The organism is Buchnera aphidicola (Therioaphis trifolii), assembly GCF_005080705.1.
Taxonomy (GTDB): Bacteria; Pseudomonadota; Gammaproteobacteria; order Enterobacterales; family Enterobacteriaceae; genus Buchnera_L; species Buchnera_L aphidicola_X.
Window position 1 is genome coordinate 291,490 of the sequence record NZ_CP032996.1, and the last position, 19,638, is coordinate 311,127.

Here is a 19,638-nt window from a genome sequence, read left to right on the forward strand (position 1 = left end):
TACTTTTTTTAATATATTAAAATAATACTTTGAGTAAATAGTTATGTTTAATAATATTTCAAATAAATTTATATCAATAATTAAAGATATTTCTGGATATGGAAGAATTACAGAAAAAAAATTAAAAAATTGTTTAAAAAAAATTAAAATAACATTATTAGAAGCAGATGTTGCATTGCCAGTAATTAAAGAAATTATTAATAAAATTAAAAAATCAATTATTGGAAAAGATATTAATTTACATCTTACTCCAGGGCAAGAATTTATAAAAATTCTTAAAGAAGAATTAATATTTATCATGAGTCATAAAGATCATGATTTAAAAATATCTAAAAAAAAATTAAATATTTTTTTAATTATTGGCATACAGGGATCAGGTAAAACCACTACAATAGGAAAATTAGGACATTTTATATCTAAAAAATATAAAAAAAATATTTTAGTTTCTTCTACAGATATATATCGTCCAGCAGCAATAGAACAATTAGAATATATAGCAAAAAAAGCACAAATAAATTTTTTTAAAGATAATAATATAAATGATCCTATTACGATTAGTAAAAATGCTATAAAATATGCAAAAAAAAAACTATATGATATATTAATATTAGATACTGCAGGAAGATTACATACTAATAATGTGATGATGAATCAAATTAATAAAATACAAAAAATTATTCAACCAAATGAAACATTATTTGTTATTGATTCAATGATGGGTCAAGATGCAATTAATATTGCTAAACAATTTACACAATTTATAAATATTTCTGGATTAATATTAACTAAAGTGGATAGTGATACTAGAGGTGGTGCTGCATTATCTGCAAGTTATATTACTAAAAAACCTATTAAATTTATTGGAACTGGAGAAAAAATAGAATCTATTTCTATATTTGAACCAAAAAGAATTGTTTCAAAGATTTTAGGTATGGGTGATATATTATCAATAATAGAAAAAATTAATCAAAAAATTGATAAAAAACAAAAAATAGAATTAATTAAAAAAAATAATAAATTTAATTTAAATGATTTTAAATTACAAATACAAAAAATAAAAAAATTTGGAGGAATAAATAATTTTATTTCTAAAATACCATTAAATTATTTAAATTTACAAAAATATCAAAATAAAACAAATGATAAAAAATTAAATATAATGATTGCTATCATTGATTCTATGACACCATTAGAAAGAATGAATCCAAAGATTATTAAAAGATCAAGAAAAAAACGAATTTCAAAAGGATCAGGAACAACTATACAAAATATTAATATATTATTAAAACAATTTTATGAATTAAAAAAAATGATGAATAAAATAAAAAATAAAGGAATAAAAAATATATTTCAAAATATTAAAAATATTTTTCCAAATATATTTTAATATTTATTTATATAATTTATAATAATAAAAAATGTATTTTATAATATTAAAGAGGAATTATGGTAAAGATTAGATTATCATTAAAGGGATCAAAAAAAAATCCATTTTATAAAATTATTGTAGCAGATAGTAGATCTCCTAGAGATGGAAAATTTATAGAACAAATTGGTTTTTTTAATCCAAAAATTAATCATTCAAATCAAAAAATGTATTTAAATATTGAAAGAATGAATTATTGGATTAATAATGGTGCTTTATTAACAAAAAAAACAAAACATTTAATAAAAAGAATAATAAAACAAAATATATAAATTTATTTATTATTCATAATATATTTATTAAAATATGAAAAATTTATTAATTATAGGTAAAATTGGTGCTGCATATGGAATTTTAGGTTGGAATAAAATTTTTTCTTATACTGAAAAAAAAAAAAATATTTTTGAATATACACCATGGTTAATACATTACAATAAAAAATGGAAAAAATTTTTCATTGAAAATAAAAAAATAAATAAAAAGATTATTATTGTAAAATTTATAAATATCAACAATAGAAATAATGCACAATTATTAACCAATCATGTTATTTTTATTAAAAAAAAACAACTACCAAAATTAAAAAAATTTGAATATTATTGGTATAATTTAATTAATTGTAAAGTATTTAATACTAAAAAACAATATTTAGGAAAAGTAAATAAAATTATCAGAACAAAAGCAAATGATATTTTAGTCATTAAAATACAAAAAACAAATAAAGAATATTTAATTCCATTTATTATAAATATTTTTATTAATAAAGTTGATTTAAAAATGAAATTTATATATTTAAATATATAAATTTCAAAAATAAAATATTATAAATATATAAAGGTTAAAAATGTGGATTGGAATTATTAGTATATTTCCTAAAATATTTCATTCTGTAATAAATTATGGAATAATTAAAAAAGCTATTAAAAAAAAAATTATTTCTATCAATATATGGAATTTAAGACATTTTTCAAATAATATATATGGAAAAATAGATGATCATCCTTATGGAGGAGGACCAGGTATGGTTATGACTCCAAAACCATTACAATATGCAATAAAAACAATAAAAATTTTTTCTCCAAAAAATACTATTGTAATATATTTATCACCTCAGGGAAAAAAAATAAATCAAAATATTATTAATAAAATATCTAAAAAAAAAAGCATAATATTAATATGCGGAAGATATGAAGGAATAGATGAACGAATTATAAATAATTATGTAGATGAAGAATGGTCAATTGGTGATTATATTGTATCAGGAGGAGAATTACCTGCTATGATTATTATTGATAGTATTTCTAGATTATTACCAGGAATATTAAAAAAATATTCTATACAAAAAGAATCATTTTATTCTGGATTATTAGATTATCCGCATTATACAAGACCAAAAGATTTAAATGGAAATCATGTACCTAAAATATTATTATCTGGAAATCATAAATATATTCAAAAATGGAAACTAAAACAAGCATTAAAAAATACTTTTTTAAAAAGACCAGATTTATTTAAAAAAATAAATTTATCTAAAGAACAAGAAAATATTTTAAAAAAAATTAAAAAAAATAATTAATTTATATTTATTCATTAAGGAAATATATTTAATGAAATCAAACATTATTAAAGAAATTGAAAAAAAACAAATGAAAAAAAATATACCAAATTTTCGAAGTGGAGACACATTAGAAGTAAAAGTATGGGTAATCGAATCATCTAAAAAACGCTTACAATCTTTTGAAGGAATTGTTATTGCAATCAAAAATAGACAATTACAATCTTCATTTACTATACGAAAAATATCTCATGGAGAAGGAATAGAGCGTGTTTTTCAAACACATTCTCATGTTATTGAAAATATTATTATTAAAAAAAAAGGATTAGTTAGAAAATCTAAATTATATTATTTAAGAAAAAAAGTTGGTAAATCTGCTAAAATAAAATCAAAAATATAATAAATAATTTTATTTTCATAAACATGCAGTCATAATTTATTGACTGCAAAAATATTATATAAAAATTTTAATATATTAATTAAAAAATTAAAAATAATAATATTAAAAATATTTAATATTAAAAAATCTTTACAAAATATTTCATATTATTTATGATAAAAAATAATATAAATTTATATTATAAAAAATATAATGATAAATTATAAAATTTTATTATTAAATGGTCCTAATTTAAATTTATTAGGAAATCGAGAATCTAATATATATGGTAATATTACTTTAGAAAAAGTACTTAATAAATTAAATAAAAAAGCTATTAAATTAAAAACAAAAATTAAACATATTCAATCTAATGCAGAATATATTTTAATTAATGAAATACATCAATCAAAAAAATATGATTATATTATAATTAATCCAGGTGCTTTTACACATACTAGTATTGCTTTAAGAGATGCGTTACTTGCTATAAAAACACCATTTATTGAAGTGCATATTTCAAATATTTTTGCTAGAGAAAAATTTAGATCACATTCTTGGTTATCAGATATTTCTAATGGAATTATTTCTGGATTAGGAATAGAAGGATATTATTGTGCTTTATATACTATTATAAAAAGATTAAATAATAAAAAAAAAAAATTATAAAATATTAATTTTATTAATAATATATATGTTAAATTTAAAAAATATTATTAAAGATATTTTATAATATTTACCATATCATCAGGTAATGTTGAATAACAATCTACTAAAATATTTGTTATTGGATGAAAAAATTTAATATGACTTGCATGTAATGCTTGTCGATTAAATGAAGTAATTTTTTTAATATTTTTTTTTAAAATATTTTTAGGAATATTATTTCCTAATTTATATAATGGATCACCTAAAATAGGATGTTTTAAATATAACATATGTACTCGAATTTGATGCGTACGACCAGTTTCTAATTTTAAATGTATATGAGTATAAAATTGAAATTTTTGTATTATTTTATAATGAGTAATTGCTTTTTTTCCAAATTTATGTGTTATCATAGAAATTCTTTTTTTTATATTTCTCATAATTGGAATTGAAACTGTCCCTCCAGATATTAATTTCCCCAATACAAATGCATCATATTCACGAATAATTTTTCTATTTTTCATTAAATCAATTAATTTATAATAAGTAACATTATCCTTAGCAATAATCATTAAACCAGTAGTATTTTTATCTAAACGATGTATAATTCCTGATCGTGGTACATTTTTTAAATAATATCTTTCATGCAATAAAATATCTAATAAAGTACCATTTTCATTACCACATCCAGGATGTACAACTAAACCAGCAGGTTTATTAATTATAAATATATATTGATCTTCATATAAAATATTTAAAAAAAAATTATCTTTTATAGAAAATATTTTTTGATTTAAAATCATAATATTTTTCCCAAAATATATTTTAATAATATAAATTTTATTCAAAAATATTAAATAAAAAATATTTTTAAAATATAGTAAAAAATATACTTATAAAAAATAAAAAATTTATTATTAAATGAGAAATAAATGAAATATACAACAAATACAATTCGAAAAATGTTTTTAATGTTTTTTAAAGAAAATAATCATAAAATAATTCCTAGTAGTTCATTAATTCCTAAAAAAAAATCTAATTTATTATTTACTAATGCAGGAATGAATCAATTTCAAGATGTTTTTTTAGGAAAAAAAAAATACCCTTTTTCACAAGTAGTAACAATACAAAAATGTTTACGAACAGGTGGAAAACACAATGATCTTGATGAAGTTGGATATAGTGAATATCATAATACTTTTTTCGAAATGTTAGGAAATTTTAGTTTTGGAACATATTTTAAAAAAGAAGCAATTTTATATGCTTGGAATTTATTAACAGATAAATCATGGTTTAATATACCAAAAAAAAAATTATTTGTTACTGTATATTATAAAGATAAAGAAACATATAATATATGGAATAAAATTATCAAATTATCAAAAAAAAATATTATTAAAATATATAATAAAAAAAATAAAAAATATGAATCTGATAATTTTTGGCAAATGGGAGATACAGGTCCATGTGGACCATGTACAGAAATTTTTTTTAAAAAAAAAAATAATAATAATCAAGAATATAATTTAGAAGATAAAAGTCAATGCATAGAAATATGGAATATTGTATTCATTCAATTTAATAGAATTAATAAAAATGAAATTATTCCATTAAAAATTACATGTGTAGATACAGGAATGGGGTTAGAAAGAATTGCATCTGTTTTACAAAATGTTAATTCAAATTATCAAATAGATACATTTAAAAAAATTATTACTTATATTTCCAAAATAAATAATTTAAATATTTCAAATCATCAATCTTTAAATGTAATTGCTGATCATATTAGAGCTGCTATTTTTATTATTAATGAAAATATAATACCATCAAATGAACATCGGGGATATATTTTAAGAAGAATTATTAGAAGAGCATTATGTCATGGAAATAAAATAGGTATTAAAAATATTTTTTTTTATAAATTAACTAAAATTATTATTTCATTATTTAATAATAATGAAAAAGATTTAGAAAATAAAAAAAAATATATTATTAATATATTAAAAGAAGAAGAATTACAATTTCATGAAACTTTAAATAAAGGTATTAAATTTTTAAATCAAGAAATAAAAAAATTAAAAAAACCAGAAATCAATAGTAAAATAGTATTTTATCTTTATGATACACTAGGTTTTCCAATTGATTTAACTAAAGATATATGTCGAGAACAAAAAATTTATATTAATCAAGAAAAACTTAATAATATTATATTACAACATAAAAAAAACACAAAAAATAAAATTAAAAAATTTATTCAAAATACAATTCATACTGATATTAAAACTATATTTTGTGGATACAAAAAAAATAAAATTACTGCAACTATAAAAAAAATTTTTATTAATGGTAAAGAAAAAAAAAAAATTTTAAAACATGAAACAGGAATTATTATTCTTGATATTACACCATTTTTTGGTGAATCAGGTGGACAAATAGGTGATAGTGGAATTATTTATAAAGAAAATGTTATCTTTCAAGTTAAAGATACTCAAAATTTTATTAATGCAATAGGACATATTGGAACATTATGTTCAGGTAAAATGCATATTAATGATATAATTGTTGCAGAAATTAATAAAAAAAAAAGATTATTAATTCAAAATAATCATACTGCAACACATTTATTACAAACAACACTTAAAAAAATATTAAAATATTCTATTGAACAAAAAGGATCATTTATTAATGATCAATATTTGAGATTTGATTTTACTTATCCTAATAAAATTAATATAGATGAAATATTTAAAATAGAAAAAAAAATTAATCAATATATTCAAAAAAATATTATTATTTATAATAAAAAAATTAATTTTGAACAAGCAAAATCTAATAATTATATTTTTTTAAAAAATAAAATATATCAAAAAATAGTACGAACTGTATCTATTGGAAATATCTCAAAGGAAATTTGTAAAGGTACACATACTCACAGTACAGGAAATATAGGAATATTTAAAATTATTTTAAATAAAAGTATTTCTTCTGGAATACGTCGTATTGAAGCAATAACTAATATTATTGCATTAAAAAAAATACAAAATCACGAAAAGAAAATAAATGAAATAAAAATAATTTTAAAATCTGATAATACTTCAATAATTTCTAAAATAAAAACATTAATTAATGAAAATAATGACATAAAAAAAGAAAATTATTATTTAAATCGAGAAATTATTACATATCAAATACAAACAATAAGAAAAAAAATAATAAAAATAAAAAATATTAATTTTCTATCATATGAAATAAAAGAAAAAAATATACAATTATTAAAAATACTTATAGATCAATTAAAAATATACATACATTATGGAATTATAATTTTATTTTATAAAAAAAATAAAAAATATATTTTTATTGTAAGTATTACAAAAAATTTAATTAAAAATATCCAAGCTAATAAAATTATTGAAATTATCAAAAATAATACACAAGGTACAGGAGGAGGAAAATCAGAATTAGCACAATGTATTGGAAAAAATATTAAAAATATTTCAAAAATAATACAAAATATTAAAAAATGGATTAATTTAAAATTATAAATTTTAATATTTTATAAAAAAATTAAGATATTTATATTAAAAAATAAGTTATGGAATTAATGTTAATAATCTACAGTATTAAAAATTACATTTTCAGGAATTAGAAAAATGCTTATTTTAACTCGTAGAGTTGGAGAAACACTTATTATTGGTGATGAAATTACTATAACAGTATTAGGAGTAAAAGGAAATCAAGTTAGAATAGGCATTAATGCACCAAAAAAAATTTCAATACATCGTGAGGAAATTTATCAAAAAATACAATCAAAAAATATTAATCATAATTATAAATTATTAAAGTTATATTAAAATATTTAATTTAATTATTTTATAAAAAATATATTAAAAAATACATTTGACTAAATATTAAAAAAAACGTAATATAAATTATATTTATATTAAAAATAATCTGGTGAGATGGCCGAGTGGTTGAAGGCGTTCCCCTGCTAAGGGAATATACAGTTTTTCTGTATCGAGGGTTCGAATCCCTCTTTCACCGAATTCAAAAATTTCGCATCCGTAGCTCAGTTGGATAGAGCACTCAGCTACGAACTGAGAGGTCAGAGGTTCGAATCCTTTCGGATGCAATAATATTTTTAAATAGACATATTTTTATTTTTTTTAAATTAAAATAATTAATAAAAATAATTTATTATGTAATATTATTTATTTTTTTAATACCATTATTGGTACTAATTAAAATTAAATCAGGTTTTTTAATTGCAAACAATCCTACTGTAACAATTCCAGGAAAAGAATTAAGAATATTTTCCATTTTAACTGGATTTTTTAAATTTAAATTATAAATATCAATAATAATATTACCTTGATCTGTAATAAAACCTTTTCGATATTTAGGAAAACCACCTAATTGTATTATTTTTTGAAATATATAAGTATATGCAATAGGTATAATTTCAATAGGTAATGGAAATAATCCAAGTTGATTAACTAATTTAGATTCATCAATAATACAAATAAATTTTTTAGATATTGAAGCTATAATTTTTTCTTTAGTTAATGCTCCACCACCACCTTTAATCATTTGCATATTATAGTTAATTTCATCTGCACTATCTATATAAATAATTGGATCAGAAATAGTATTAATTTCAAAAACTTTGATTCCATAATTTTTTAATATTATTGTAGTATGATATGAACTAGATACTGCACCAAGAATTTTTTTTTTAGATTTATAAAAAGCTTTAATAAAATATGAAATAGTTGAACCAGTACCAAATCCAATAATAACATTATCAGGAATATAATCTAATACAGCTAAAGCAACTTTTTTTTTTAACTGATTATAATTCATATATAATATAATGATTCAAAAAATATTTTAAATTTAAATTATATAAATTTAAATAATATAATAAAAAATAAAAAATTTATTATTTTTTTTAATATTTTATAAAAAACTGGGGTACCTGGATTCGAACCAGGGATGCCGGTATCAAAAACCGGTGCCTTGCCACTTGGCTATACCCCAAAATGAAAATACGGGAGGCGAGATTTGAACTCGCAAACCTCTAAAAGGCGTCAGATCCTAAATCTGGTGCGTCTACCTATTTCGCCACTCCCGTAAAATGGCTACAATGGGAATTGAACCCATAACCTCAGCGTTATGAATGCTGTGCTCTAACCAATTGAGCTATATAGCCTTATTTGGAATTATACTATTTAATATGATTTTGTCAACAAATTGTTAAATTAAAAAATAAAATATTAATAAAAAAATTTTAATAAAATATAAAAAAATATTTTTAAAATAAATAAGGTTAAAATGAAAGAAAATAATAAAGAAAATACTAGTTTTATACATAAAAAAGTTGAAAAATTTTTAAAAAAAAATAACAATCAAAAATTACGTACTCGTTTTCCTCCAGATCCTAATGGATATTTACATATTGGACATGCAAAATCATTATATATTAATTTTTCTATTGCTAAAAAATATCATGGAATATGTAATTTAAGATTTGATGATACTAATCCAAATAAAAATCATATTAAATATATTAATGCTATAAAAAAAGACATAATATGGTTGGGTTTTAAATGGAATAAAAGTATCAAATATACTTCTATGTATTTTAATAAAATTTATCAATATGCATTAATATTAATTAAAAAAAAATTAGCATATGTAGATAAATTAAAAAAACATGAAATTCGTAAATATCGAGGAACATTAAATAAACCAGGAATAAATAGTCCTTATAGAAATCAAAGTATTGAAGAAAATCTTATATTATTTGAAAATATGAGATTAGGAAATTTTCCAGAAGGAACAGTATGTTTAAGAGCTAAAATAAATATGAAATCTTCATTTATTGTTATGAGAGATCCTGTATTATATAGAATAAAATTTATAACACATCATAAAACAAAAAATAAATGGTGTATTTACCCTACATATGATTTTTCACATTGTATATCTGATACTTTAGAAAAAATTACTCATTCTTTATGTACTTTAGAATTTGAGAATAACAAAAAATTATATAATTGGATATTAAAAAACATTAATATAAAAAATGCTTCTAAACAATATGAATATTCAAGATTAAATTTAGAATATTGTATACTTTCAAAAAGAAAATTAAAATTATTAATTGATAATAAAATTATTAATCATTGGGATGATCCAAGATTACATACTATTTCTGGTTTAAGAAGAAGAGGATATACAGCATCATCAATACGAAATTTTTGTAAAAATATAGGAATTACTAAACAGGAAAATTTAATCGAAATAAAATCATTAGAATCATGTATTCGAAAAGAATTAAATAATTATGCTTATAGAAATATGGCTGTATTAGAACCAATAAAAATCATTATATGTAATATTTCGAATGAATATATAGAAAATATAAATATTTTAAATCATCCAAAAAACGAAAAAATGGGATTTCGAAATATTATTTTTACTAATGTTTTATATATAGAAAAAACAGATTTTCAAGAAAATCCATTAAAAAAATATTATAGATTAACTTTAGGAAAAACAATAAAATTAAAATATTCTTATTTAATTACAGCACATGCAATAAAAAAAGATAAAAATAATAATATTATTAAAATTTTTTGTACATGTGAATCAAAAAAAAATAAAAAAAAATATTCTATAATTCACTGGATCTCTAAAAAGAATGCAATAAAATCTGAATTTAGAATATATAATCCAATATTTAAAATTAAAAATCCAAATATTGAAAAAAATTTATTATCTCATATTAATAATAAATCTAAAATTAAAAAATATGGATTTATTGAAAAACAAATAAAAAATAATCTTAAAATAAATACATATCAATTTGAAAGAATAGGATATTTTATTATTGATAAAAAATTATCTAATAATAAAATTATATTCAATCAAATAGTAACATTAAAAGAAAATTGGAATAAATAAAAATTTTTTATAATATAAAATTATATTTTATTATTTATAATAAAATAATAATATATTATATTTTAAAATATTATAATATTTATTATAATAAATATTTTATAGGAAATTAAAAATATGTCTAAAATAAAAAAAATTTTTTCTAGAGAAATTATTGATTCTAGAGGAAATCCAACTATTGAAACTGAAGTAACATTAGAAGATAATTCTACTGGTATATTTTCTTGTCCATCAGGAGCTTCTACAGGTTCAGAAGAAGCGTTAGAATTACGAGATAATGATAAAAAAAGATTTTTAGGAAAGGGTGTTACTAAAGCTGTAAAATTTGTTAATACATTAATTTTTAATTCTTTAAAAAATCAAGATGCATATGATCAAAATAATATTGATAATATTATGTTAATGTTAGATGGTACAAAAAATAAAAAGAATTTAGGTGCAAATTCTATTTTATCAGTATCTATGGCTACAGCAAAAGCATCTTCAAAATCTCAAAATATTCCATTTTATGAATATATTTCAAAATTAAATAATACACCAAAACAATTTTCCATGCCTCTTCCTATGATAAATATTTTAAATGGGGGTAGTCATTCAAATAATAATATTGATATACAGGAATTTATGATACAACCTATAGGAGCAAAATCTATAAAAGAAGCAATTAGGATAGGTTGTGAAATTTTCCATAATTTAGGAAAAATAATAAAAAATAAAAAATTAAATACTTCTGTTGGAGATGAAGGTGGATATGCACCAAATTTAAAAAATAATGAATCTGCAATTATATTAATAAAAAAAGCAATTAAAAAATCAAATTATATTTTAGGAAAGGATATTACAATAGCTTTAGATTGTGCTGCATCTGAATTATATAATATAAATACTAAAAAATATTATCTAAAAGGAGAAAATAAAACATTTACTTCTCAAGAATTTAGTTATTTTTTAAAAAATTTAACATTAAAATATCCAATTACATCTATTGAAGATGGACAGAGTGAATTAGATTGGGATGGTTTTTTATATCAAACTAATTTATTAGGAAATAAAATTCAAATTGTAGGTGATGATTTATTCGTTACAAATACTAATAAATTAATAAAAGGAATTAAAAAAAAAATAGCAAATTCTATTTTAATTAAATTAAATCAAATTGGAACGTTAACAGAAACATTAAATACAATTAAAATGGCTAAAAATGCAGGATATTCTACAATCATATCACATCGTTCTGGAGAAACTGAAGATAATTCTATTGCTGATTTAGCTGTTGGAACACAAGCAGGACAAATAAAAACTGGATCAATGAGTCGTTCAGAACGTTTATCAAAATATAATCAATTAATTAGAATAGAAGAAAAATTAGGTAATATAATTGCACCATTTAATGGTATACAAGAATTAAAAAAATATAAAAATACTTTTTAAATATTTATATTAAATATTCATAATAAATTTTTATGAAAAAAAAAGTAATTATTTTAATAGATGGAAATTCTTATTTATATAGAGTATATTATGCAAGATTAAAAAATACAAATAAAAATATATTATGTTTTCAAGTAATATATAATATACTTTATATATTTAAAAAAATTTTAATTCAATATAAACCAAAAAAATTTATCATTATATTTGATAGTAAAAAAAAAAATTTTAGAAATAAAATTTTTAAAAATTATAAAAATAATAGACCTAAAATGCCTGATATATTAAAAAAAATATCATTAAAAATAAAAAATATATTATTAAATATTGGCATACCAGTTATAATTATACCTAAATTTGAAGCAGATGATATTATAGGAACAATTTCAAAATTAGCAGAAAAAAATGGAGATTATGTATTAATTGGAACATGTGATAAAGATTTAACACAATTAGTTAATAAAAATATTTACATATTAAATAATATAAGTAATACTATTTTAAATTCTCAAGATATTTATAAAAAATATGGCGTTAATCCTAATTTAATGATTGATTTTTTATCTTTAATTGGAGATCAATCTGACAATATTCCAGGTGTTTTAGGAATTGGTAAAAAAACTGCATCAATATTACTAAATAACATTGGATGTATTAAAAATATATATAACAATATTTATAAAATACTGTCTATTAAAATGAAAGGTCGTAAAAATGTTATTAAAAAATTATATTATGGAAAAAAAATGGCATTTTTATCATATAAATTAGCAAAAATTAAAATTGATGTAAAATTAAATGTAAAATATAAAACATTAAATTTACATTCATTATTTTATCCTTGTACATATGATAATTATAAATATATTAATATTATATATGATATTAAAAATATTATTTTTAATAATATTTAAAAAAATAAAATATTTTATACATATTGATGATAATCACAATTAATAATATCTAAAACATTTTTTATTCCAATATTTTTAATAGAAGAAATTAAAATAATATTAATATTTTTAAAATTATATAATATATTTTTTTTTAAAAAATTTAATTGTTTTATTCGATTTGAAAATTTTAATTTATCACATTTTGTTAATAAAATAGTAATATTAATACATTTTTTTTTAGCATAATTTAATATTTTTATATCTTCTAATCTTAATAATCTTCTAATATCTATTAATAATAATATACGTTTTAAACAAATACGAAATTTTAAATAATTAAAAATTAAAGTATGATTTTTTGTTTTATTATTATATATTTTAGAATATCCATAACCAGGTAAATCAACTAATCTTAATTTTTCATGAATTTTAAAAAAATTAATCATATTAGTACGACCAGGTAATCTACTAAATCTAGATAATTTTTTATTATTACCTAAACAATTTATTAATGTAGATTTTCCACAATTAGAATAACCAAATAATGCAATTTCTATACCATATTGTTCAATATGCATACATTTAAAATTAGTTGAACTAGTTAAAAATGTCATATTATTGTAATTTAAATTCATAAATTATCTCATAATAATTATTATATTATTAATATAATATAAAAAAATTAAAATAATATTACAATATAATATATTATTATATTATTTATTTATATAATATTTTTCATTTAAAATAGGATAAAAATGATTAAAAATCTTAGAAATATAGCCATTATTGCACATATCGATCATGGTAAAACTACTTTATTAGATAAATTATTAGAACAATCAGGATCTTTAAAACAATATAAAGAACAATGTAATAGAATAATGGATTCAAATACTTTAGAAAAAGAAAGAGGAATAACAATTTTTTCTAAAAATACAGCTATTGAATGGAATAATTATAGAATCAATATTATTGATACTCCTGGACATGCAGATTTTGGAGGAGAAGTTGAACGTATATTATCTATGGTTGATTCTGTATTATTAGTAGTAGATGCAGTAGATGGTCCGATGCCTCAAACGAGATTTGTAACAAAAAAAGCATTTGAATATAATATTAATCCAATTATTGTTATTAATAAAATTGATCGAAAATATTCTCGTCCTGATTGGGTAATAGAAAAAATTTTTGATTTATTTATTAATTTAAATGCTACAGATAAACAATTAGATTTTCCAATTATTTATACATCAGCAATATTTGGAAAATCAGGATTACATTTAAATAAAATTAAAAATGACATGTCTGAATTATTTAAAGCAATTATTAAATATACACCCATACCTAAAGTTAATTTAATGGGAAATTTGCAAATACAAATTTCACAATTAGATTATGATAATTATTTAGGAATTATAGGAATTGGAAAAATTCAATCAGGATCTATTAAAATAAATCAAAAAGTATCTATTATTAATAAAAAAGGAAAAATTAAAAATGGTAAAATAGGAAAAATTTTAAAATATCTTGGTTTAAAAAAAATTGAAATACAAAATGCATCTGCAGGTGAAATTATTGCAATTACAGGATTAAATAATTTAAAAATTTCTGATACAATTTGTGATACTAAACATATTCAACCATTACCTCCAGTTTATATTGAACCTCCAACAGTAAATATGTTATTTTCAGTTAATACTTCTCCATTTTGTGGTCAAGAAGGACAATATTTAACATCTAATCAAATTTATAATAGATTAAAAAAAGAAACTATGCATGATGTTGCATTAAAAATCCAAGAAACTAAAGATTCTAATACTTTTTCTGTATCAGGTCGAGGAGAATTGCATTTATCTATATTAATTGAAAATATGAGAAGAGAAGGATTCGAATTAGAATTATCTCGTCCTAAAGTAATTTTTAAAGAAAAAAATAATATTAAAACTGAACCATTTGAAAATGTAATTATTGATATTGAAAATCGTCATCAGGGTATAATTATGGAATGTATGGGAGAAAAAAAAGCTAAAATGATTAATATGATTCAAAATTCTAATGAAAGATTACAATTAGAATATATTACATCAAGTCGATCTCTTATTGGATTTCGAAATCAATTTATGAATATAACATCAGGAACGGGAATATTTTATTCTTCCTTTGTTAAATATTCAAAAGTAAAAACAATTAAAATTAATCAAAGAAATAATGGAGTTTTAATATCAAATGCAACAGGATTAACAACAGGATTTGCATTATTTAATTTACAAGAAAGAGGGAAATTATTTTTTGGGCATGCTCAAAAAGTGTATAAAGGACAAATTATTGGCATACATAACCGTTTAAATGATTTAACCGTTAATTGTTTAACAGGAAAAAAATTAACTAATATGAGAGCATCAGGAACTGATGAAGCAATTAATTTGACTCCTCCAATCAATATGACTTTAGAAAAATCATTAGGATTTATTAATGATGATGAATTAGTTGAAGTCACTCCAAAAAGTATCCGTATAAGAAAAAAATTTTTAAATGAAAATGATAGAAGAGTAGCATATCGAAAATTAGAAAAAAAATACAAACAATAATTTTTATTCATATAGTAAAATATATTTTTTTAAAAAATTAATAATTATATTTAAACATAGAAAATTTACTATTTATATCAGTAGTAATACGAAATGAATTACCATTAAGTTTTTTTTTATATAAAACACATTGTATTAAAAATAAATTATCTTTAATATGTAATGAATATATAATATTACCAACTTTTTTCCAAAAATAACCATCATAAATTTCTATAAAAGAAAAAATATTAATTTTAAAATTTGTAGTACCAATTAAACAATATAATCTTTTATGAATTAAATTTCTAAAATGTATTTTAGAAATCATTTCTTGACCACAATAACATCCTTTTTTAAAATTAATACCTTCCAATAAATCTAAATTTATTTCTTGAGGAAAAAATTTATTAAATACTTCATATTCTAATATTGGTATTCCTGATTTTATATGTAAATATGACCAGGCATTTTTTAAATTTAAAATATTTTTTTTTAATAAAAATAATTTTATTTCTTCTAATTTTTTTTTTTTTAATATTAATAAAAATCGTTCATTAGAACCACCAAACCATAATATAATTATATTTTTATCAAAAATAATTGATTCTTTACTATGTGGAAGATTACAAAAATATAAAGATAATATTGTTCTAACATATTTTCCAAATATTCCCAATAAAAAATAATTATTATCTTCTTCAATTGTAACATTTGAAAAAACTGAATATTTTTTTAATGCATTCATTTGAATTTTACAAATACTTTTTCTTTGAATATATGCATATCCATTTTTATAATTAAATAATTGTAATACACTTTGAACTTTACCATGAGAATTACAATTTGCACATAACATATGTTTTTTATTATTTAAATTCAAAATATCGATAGTAATATGAGATTGAAGATATTGAGTACTATCCAATCCAAAAACTTTTATTAAAGACCATTTTTTTAAAATTTCAAAAAAACATTTATTTTTTAACAATTTATCAAAATATATTTTTTTCATAATAAATAATACTAAAATTTTTTAAAAAATTAAATTTTATTTAATAATTATTATATAAAATTTATTATTTTAATAATATAAAATATTAATAAATTATTATTTTAAATTAAAATTTTTAAAAAAAATAGGGTTAAATATTTATGATAATTAATATATATAATGAAAAAATTAATAAAATAATAAAAAAAATAAAAAAAATAAAAAATAAAATAAATCTTCAACATAAAAAATATTATAATAAAAAAAATTTTTTAAAAAATAATATAAATAATAATATTAATATTCAAAAAAATAAAAAAAAAATATTTAAAATAAAAAAAATTATAGAAAAAATAAATATTATAAAAAATAAAATATATGAAATTCAAGAATTATTAAAATTATCTATTATAGAAAATGATCATAGTATTTTAAATGATATCAAAATAGAATTAAAAAACATAAAAAAAAATATTAAAAAAATAATAAATAATAATCATTTTAAAAAAAAATATGATAATTGTAATTGTTATATTGATATACAATCTGGTTCTGGAGGAATAGATGCACAAGATTGGTCAAAAATGTTATTACGAATGTATTTAAAATGGTTAGAAAAAAAAGGATTTAAAACAATAATTATTCAAAAATTATCTGGAGAAATAGCAGGTATTAAATCAGCTACTGTTCATGTTATTGGAAAATATGCATTTGGATGGTTAAGAACTGAAACTGGAATTCATAGATTAATTAGAAAAAGTCCATTTGATTCAGGACATCGACGTCATACATCTTTTAGTTCTGCTTTTGTGTATCCAGAAATTGATAATGCAATAAAAATAAAAATTAATCCATCTGATCTTAGAATTGATGTATATCGCTCTTCGGGGGCAGGAGGGCAACATGTTAATAGAACAGAATCAGCAGTAAGAATTACACATTTACCAACATCTACAGTTACTCAATGTCAAAATGAACGTTCTCAACATAAAAATAAAGAACATGCTTTAAAACAAATGAAATATAAATTATATAATTTAGAATTAAAAAAAAAAAATCAAGAAAAAAAAAATATTGAAAATAATAAATCATCTATTAGATGGGGTAATCAAATTAGATCATATATTTTAGATCATTCTCGTATAAAAGATATAAGAACAGGAATTGAAACAAGAGATATTCAATCAGTTTTAAATGGTAATTTAGATATTTTTGTTGAATCAAGTTTAAAAATAGGATTATAAAAAATAAAATTATGTTATATAAAAAAAAAATTAATGAAAGTAATGAATTTGAAATTCGAAAAAAAAAATTTTTAAAAATATATAAAAATAAATTTAATTTTCCAAATAATTTTAAATCAAATATTACAATTAAAAAAATTAATAAAAAATATATTAATTATACAAAAGAAGAATTACTTAAAATAAACATTAATTTTAATATTACAGGTCGTATTATAAAACAAAGAATTATGGGGAAAGCCTCATTTATTATAATACGAGAATTACTTGAAGAAATTCAAATTTATGTTACAGAAAAAAAAATATCTTCTGAATTTTACAATAATGAATTTAAAAAATGGGATATTGGAGATATTGTAGCAGTTCAAGGAAAAATTTTTAAAACAAAAACAGAACAATTATCCATTTATTGCTCAGTAATTATACTTTTATCAAAATCATTACGTCCATTACCAGAAAAATTTCATGGGTTACATAATCAAGAAATTAGATATAGAAAAAGATATTTAGATTTATTATCTAATAAAAATATTATGAAAAATTTTATAATAAGATCAAAAATTTTAAATATCATTAGAAATTTTATGAATCATAATAAATTTATTGAAGTTGAAACACCTATGATGCAAAATATTCCAGGAGGAGCAAATGCAAAACCATTTATAACACATCATAATAGTTTAAATATTAATATGTATTTAAGAATTTCTCCAGAATTATATCTTAAACGATTAATTATTGGTGGATTTACAAAAATATATGAAATTAATAGAAATTTTAGAAATGAGGGTATTTCTAAAAAACACAATCCTGAATTTACTATGATGGAACTTTATATTGCTTATGCAAATTATAAAGATTTAATGAAATTTATAATTAAATTAATAAAAAATATAACAAAAAAAATTAATAAAAATTATCAAATTAAGTATCAAGAATATATTTTTGACATTAATAAACCATTTAAAATATTAACTATGAAAAATGCTATTTTATATTATAATAAAAATATTAAAAAAAATGAATTAAATAATATAAATAAGATAAAAAAAATTACTCAATTATATAATATTCCAATTAAAAAAAAATGGACAATTGAAAAAATTATAGTAAAAATATTTAAAGAAACTACAGAAAATAAATTAATTCAACCAACTTTTATTACAGAATTTCCAACTGAAGTATCTCCATTAGCTAGAAAAAAAAATAATAATAAAAAAATTGTTGAAAGATTTGAATTTTTTATAGGAGGTATGGAAATAGGGAACGGATTTTCAGAATTAAATGATCCTAAAGATCAAAAAAAACGTTTTTTAAAACAAACTAATAATAAAAATCAATTAAAAAATAAAATATCATTCTATGATTCAGAATATATAGAAGCATTAGAGTATGGTATGCCACCTACAGCAGGTTTAGGAATTGGAATTGATAGATTAATTATGATTATGACTAATCAAAAAAATATTAAAGATGTCATATTATTTCCAACATTAAAACCAATAATTTAATCATTTTATGGATAAATA

The 19,638-nt window shown here is 18.8% G+C and carries 18 protein-coding genes and 5 tRNA genes; 16 read left to right on the forward strand and 7 right to left on the reverse strand.

What is annotated here, in order from left to right:
- Positions 1-43: 43 nt before the first annotated feature.
- The 6 genes from ffh (at position 44) to aroQ (ending at position 4,029) form a co-directional block, all read left to right on the forward strand.
- The gene (gene ffh, locus D9V81_RS01360; RefSeq protein WP_158349522.1) at positions 44-1,387 is read left to right on the forward strand and encodes a signal recognition particle protein; all 1,344 of its coding nucleotides are present in this window, start codon (positions 44-46) and stop codon (positions 1,385-1,387) included.
- Positions 1,388-1,446: 59 nt separating this feature from the next.
- Positions 1,447-1,698: a 30S ribosomal protein S16 gene (gene rpsP / locus D9V81_RS01365; RefSeq protein ID WP_187306082.1), complete on the forward strand. Its 252-nt coding sequence runs from the start codon at positions 1,447-1,449 to the stop codon at positions 1,696-1,698.
- A 34-nt stretch (positions 1,699-1,732) separates the two neighbouring features.
- The gene (gene rimM / locus D9V81_RS01370; RefSeq protein WP_158349524.1) at positions 1,733-2,230 is read left to right on the forward strand and encodes a ribosome maturation factor RimM; all 498 of its coding nucleotides are present in this window, start codon (positions 1,733-1,735) and stop codon (positions 2,228-2,230) included.
- A 40-nt stretch (positions 2,231-2,270) separates the two neighbouring features.
- Entirely contained in the window at positions 2,271-3,002 is a 732-nt protein-coding gene (gene trmD / locus D9V81_RS01375) for a tRNA (guanosine(37)-N1)-methyltransferase TrmD (RefSeq protein ID WP_158349525.1), read from the forward strand.
- A gap of 31 nt (positions 3,003-3,033) precedes the next feature.
- Positions 3,034-3,381, forward strand: a complete 348-nt coding sequence (gene rplS / locus D9V81_RS01380) for a 50S ribosomal protein L19 (RefSeq protein ID WP_158349526.1) — start codon at positions 3,034-3,036, stop codon at positions 3,379-3,381.
- Between the two features lie 189 nt (positions 3,382-3,570).
- Complete coding sequence (gene aroQ / locus D9V81_RS01385) at positions 3,571-4,029, forward strand: type II 3-dehydroquinate dehydratase (RefSeq protein ID WP_410051738.1); 459 nt, start codon at positions 3,571-3,573, stop codon at positions 4,027-4,029.
- A gap of 47 nt (positions 4,030-4,076) precedes the next feature.
- Here the strand turns inward: aroQ and D9V81_RS01390 are convergent, their stop codons facing one another.
- Positions 4,077-4,811 carry an RluA family pseudouridine synthase gene (locus tag D9V81_RS01390; protein WP_158349528.1) on the reverse strand — a complete coding sequence of 245 codons (735 nt, stop codon included), beginning with the start codon at positions 4,809-4,811 and terminating at the stop codon, positions 4,077-4,079.
- Positions 4,812-4,940: 129 nt separating this feature from the next.
- Between D9V81_RS01390 and alaS the strand changes: the two genes are divergently transcribed.
- From alaS to D9V81_RS01410, 4 genes are all read left to right on the forward strand, one after another.
- Positions 4,941-7,553: an alanine--tRNA ligase gene (gene alaS, locus D9V81_RS01395; RefSeq protein ID WP_158349529.1), complete on the forward strand. Its 2,613-nt coding sequence runs from the start codon at positions 4,941-4,943 to the stop codon at positions 7,551-7,553.
- Positions 7,554-7,661: 108 nt separating this feature from the next.
- Entirely contained in the window at positions 7,662-7,862 is a 201-nt protein-coding gene (gene csrA / locus D9V81_RS01400; protein ID WP_158349530.1) for a carbon storage regulator CsrA, read from the forward strand.
- Positions 7,863-7,964: 102 nt separating this feature from the next.
- Positions 7,965-8,052 (forward strand) — tRNA-Ser (locus tag D9V81_RS01405).
- Positions 8,053-8,066: 14 nt separating this feature from the next.
- A tRNA-Arg gene (locus tag D9V81_RS01410) sits at positions 8,067-8,140 on the forward strand.
- Between the two features lie 65 nt (positions 8,141-8,205).
- Here the strand turns inward: D9V81_RS01410 and rpiA are convergent.
- The 4 genes from rpiA to D9V81_RS01430 all read right to left on the reverse strand — a co-directional run bounded on the left by rpiA (position 8,206) and on the right by D9V81_RS01430 (position 9,220).
- Positions 8,206-8,871 carry a ribose-5-phosphate isomerase RpiA gene (gene rpiA, locus D9V81_RS01415; RefSeq protein ID WP_158349531.1) on the reverse strand — a complete coding sequence of 222 codons (666 nt, stop codon included), beginning with the start codon at positions 8,869-8,871 and terminating at the stop codon, positions 8,206-8,208.
- A gap of 106 nt (positions 8,872-8,977) precedes the next feature.
- Positions 8,978-9,048 (reverse strand) — tRNA-Gln (locus D9V81_RS01420).
- A gap of 9 nt (positions 9,049-9,057) precedes the next feature.
- A tRNA-Leu gene (locus D9V81_RS01425) sits at positions 9,058-9,142 on the reverse strand.
- Between the two features lie 4 nt (positions 9,143-9,146).
- Positions 9,147-9,220 (reverse strand) — tRNA-Met (locus D9V81_RS01430).
- Positions 9,221-9,342: 122 nt separating this feature from the next.
- Between D9V81_RS01430 and glnS the strand changes: the two genes are divergently transcribed.
- The 3 genes from glnS (at position 9,343) to D9V81_RS01445 (ending at position 13,319) form a co-directional block, all read left to right on the forward strand.
- Positions 9,343-10,977 carry a glutamine--tRNA ligase gene (glnS, locus tag D9V81_RS01435; protein ID WP_158349532.1) on the forward strand — a complete coding sequence of 545 codons (1,635 nt, stop codon included), beginning with the start codon at positions 9,343-9,345 and terminating at the stop codon, positions 10,975-10,977.
- 114 nt (positions 10,978-11,091) lie between these two features.
- The gene (gene eno, locus D9V81_RS01440; RefSeq protein ID WP_158349533.1) at positions 11,092-12,405 is read left to right on the forward strand and encodes a phosphopyruvate hydratase; all 1,314 of its coding nucleotides are present in this window, start codon (positions 11,092-11,094) and stop codon (positions 12,403-12,405) included.
- A 32-nt stretch (positions 12,406-12,437) separates the two neighbouring features.
- On the forward strand, positions 12,438-13,319 hold the full coding sequence (locus D9V81_RS01445; protein WP_158349534.1) for a 5'-3' exonuclease H3TH domain-containing protein: 882 nt from the start codon (positions 12,438-12,440) through the stop codon (positions 13,317-13,319).
- A 14-nt stretch (positions 13,320-13,333) separates the two neighbouring features.
- Here D9V81_RS01445 and yihA read toward each other — a convergent pair whose 3' ends face one another.
- Positions 13,334-13,936, reverse strand: a complete 603-nt coding sequence (gene yihA, locus D9V81_RS01450; RefSeq protein ID WP_158349535.1) for a ribosome biogenesis GTP-binding protein YihA/YsxC — start codon at positions 13,934-13,936, stop codon at positions 13,334-13,336.
- A gap of 123 nt (positions 13,937-14,059) precedes the next feature.
- Here yihA and typA point away from each other — a divergent pair, with 123 nt between their 5' ends.
- Positions 14,060-15,892, forward strand: coding sequence for a translational GTPase TypA (gene typA / locus D9V81_RS01455; RefSeq protein ID WP_158349536.1), 1,833 nt, complete (start codon positions 14,060-14,062; stop codon positions 15,890-15,892).
- A 37-nt stretch (positions 15,893-15,929) separates the two neighbouring features.
- On the opposite strand, the gene ygfZ is transcribed toward typA, so the two are convergent.
- Positions 15,930-16,886 carry a tRNA-modifying protein YgfZ gene (gene ygfZ / locus D9V81_RS01460; protein WP_158349537.1) on the reverse strand — a complete coding sequence of 319 codons (957 nt, stop codon included), beginning with the start codon at positions 16,884-16,886 and terminating at the stop codon, positions 15,930-15,932.
- A 140-nt stretch (positions 16,887-17,026) separates the two neighbouring features.
- On the opposite strand from ygfZ, the gene prfB reads away from it, so the two are divergent.
- Together prfB and lysS are read left to right on the forward strand one after the other, a co-directional pair.
- On the forward strand, positions 17,027-18,109 hold the full coding sequence (prfB, locus tag D9V81_RS01465) for a peptide chain release factor 2 (protein ID WP_158349538.1): 1,083 nt from the start codon (positions 17,027-17,029) through the stop codon (positions 18,107-18,109).
- Positions 18,110-18,120: 11 nt separating this feature from the next.
- Complete coding sequence (gene lysS / locus D9V81_RS01470; protein WP_158349539.1) at positions 18,121-19,620, forward strand: lysine--tRNA ligase; 1,500 nt, start codon at positions 18,121-18,123, stop codon at positions 19,618-19,620.
- Positions 19,621-19,638: the final 18 nt, after the last annotated feature.

Bases quoted from the DNA above. Each gene is read 5' to 3' on its own strand.
- ffh (WP_158349522.1), top strand. From the start codon at position 44: ATGTTTAATAATATTTCAAATAAATTTATATCAATAATTAAAGATATT.
- rpsP (WP_187306082.1), top strand. From the start codon at position 1,447: ATGGTAAAGATTAGATTATCATTAAAGGGATCAAAAAAAAATCCATTT.
- rimM (WP_158349524.1), top strand. From the start codon at position 1,733: ATGAAAAATTTATTAATTATAGGTAAAATTGGTGCTGCATATGGAATT.
- trmD (WP_158349525.1), top strand. From the start codon at position 2,271: ATGTGGATTGGAATTATTAGTATATTTCCTAAAATATTTCATTCTGTA.
- rplS (WP_158349526.1), top strand. From the start codon at position 3,034: ATGAAATCAAACATTATTAAAGAAATTGAAAAAAAACAAATGAAAAAA.
- D9V81_RS01390 (WP_158349528.1), bottom strand. From the start codon at position 4,811: ATGATTTTAAATCAAAAAATATTTTCTATAAAAGATAATTTTTTTTTA.
- alaS (WP_158349529.1), top strand. From the start codon at position 4,941: ATGAAATATACAACAAATACAATTCGAAAAATGTTTTTAATGTTTTTT.
- csrA (WP_158349530.1), top strand. From the start codon at position 7,662: ATGCTTATTTTAACTCGTAGAGTTGGAGAAACACTTATTATTGGTGAT.
- rpiA (WP_158349531.1), bottom strand. From the start codon at position 8,871: ATGAATTATAATCAGTTAAAAAAAAAAGTTGCTTTAGCTGTATTAGAT.
- glnS (WP_158349532.1), top strand. From the start codon at position 9,343: ATGAAAGAAAATAATAAAGAAAATACTAGTTTTATACATAAAAAAGTT.
- eno (WP_158349533.1), top strand. From the start codon at position 11,092: ATGTCTAAAATAAAAAAAATTTTTTCTAGAGAAATTATTGATTCTAGA.
- D9V81_RS01445 (WP_158349534.1), top strand. From the start codon at position 12,438: ATGAAAAAAAAAGTAATTATTTTAATAGATGGAAATTCTTATTTATAT.
- yihA (WP_158349535.1), bottom strand. From the start codon at position 13,936: ATGAATTTAAATTACAATAATATGACATTTTTAACTAGTTCAACTAAT.
- typA (WP_158349536.1), top strand. From the start codon at position 14,060: ATGATTAAAAATCTTAGAAATATAGCCATTATTGCACATATCGATCAT.
- ygfZ (WP_158349537.1), bottom strand. From the start codon at position 16,886: ATGAAAAAAATATATTTTGATAAATTGTTAAAAAATAAATGTTTTTTT.
- prfB (WP_158349538.1), top strand. From the start codon at position 17,027: ATGATAATTAATATATATAATGAAAAAATTAATAAAATAATAAAAAAA.
- lysS (WP_158349539.1), top strand. From the start codon at position 18,121: ATGTTATATAAAAAAAAAATTAATGAAAGTAATGAATTTGAAATTCGA.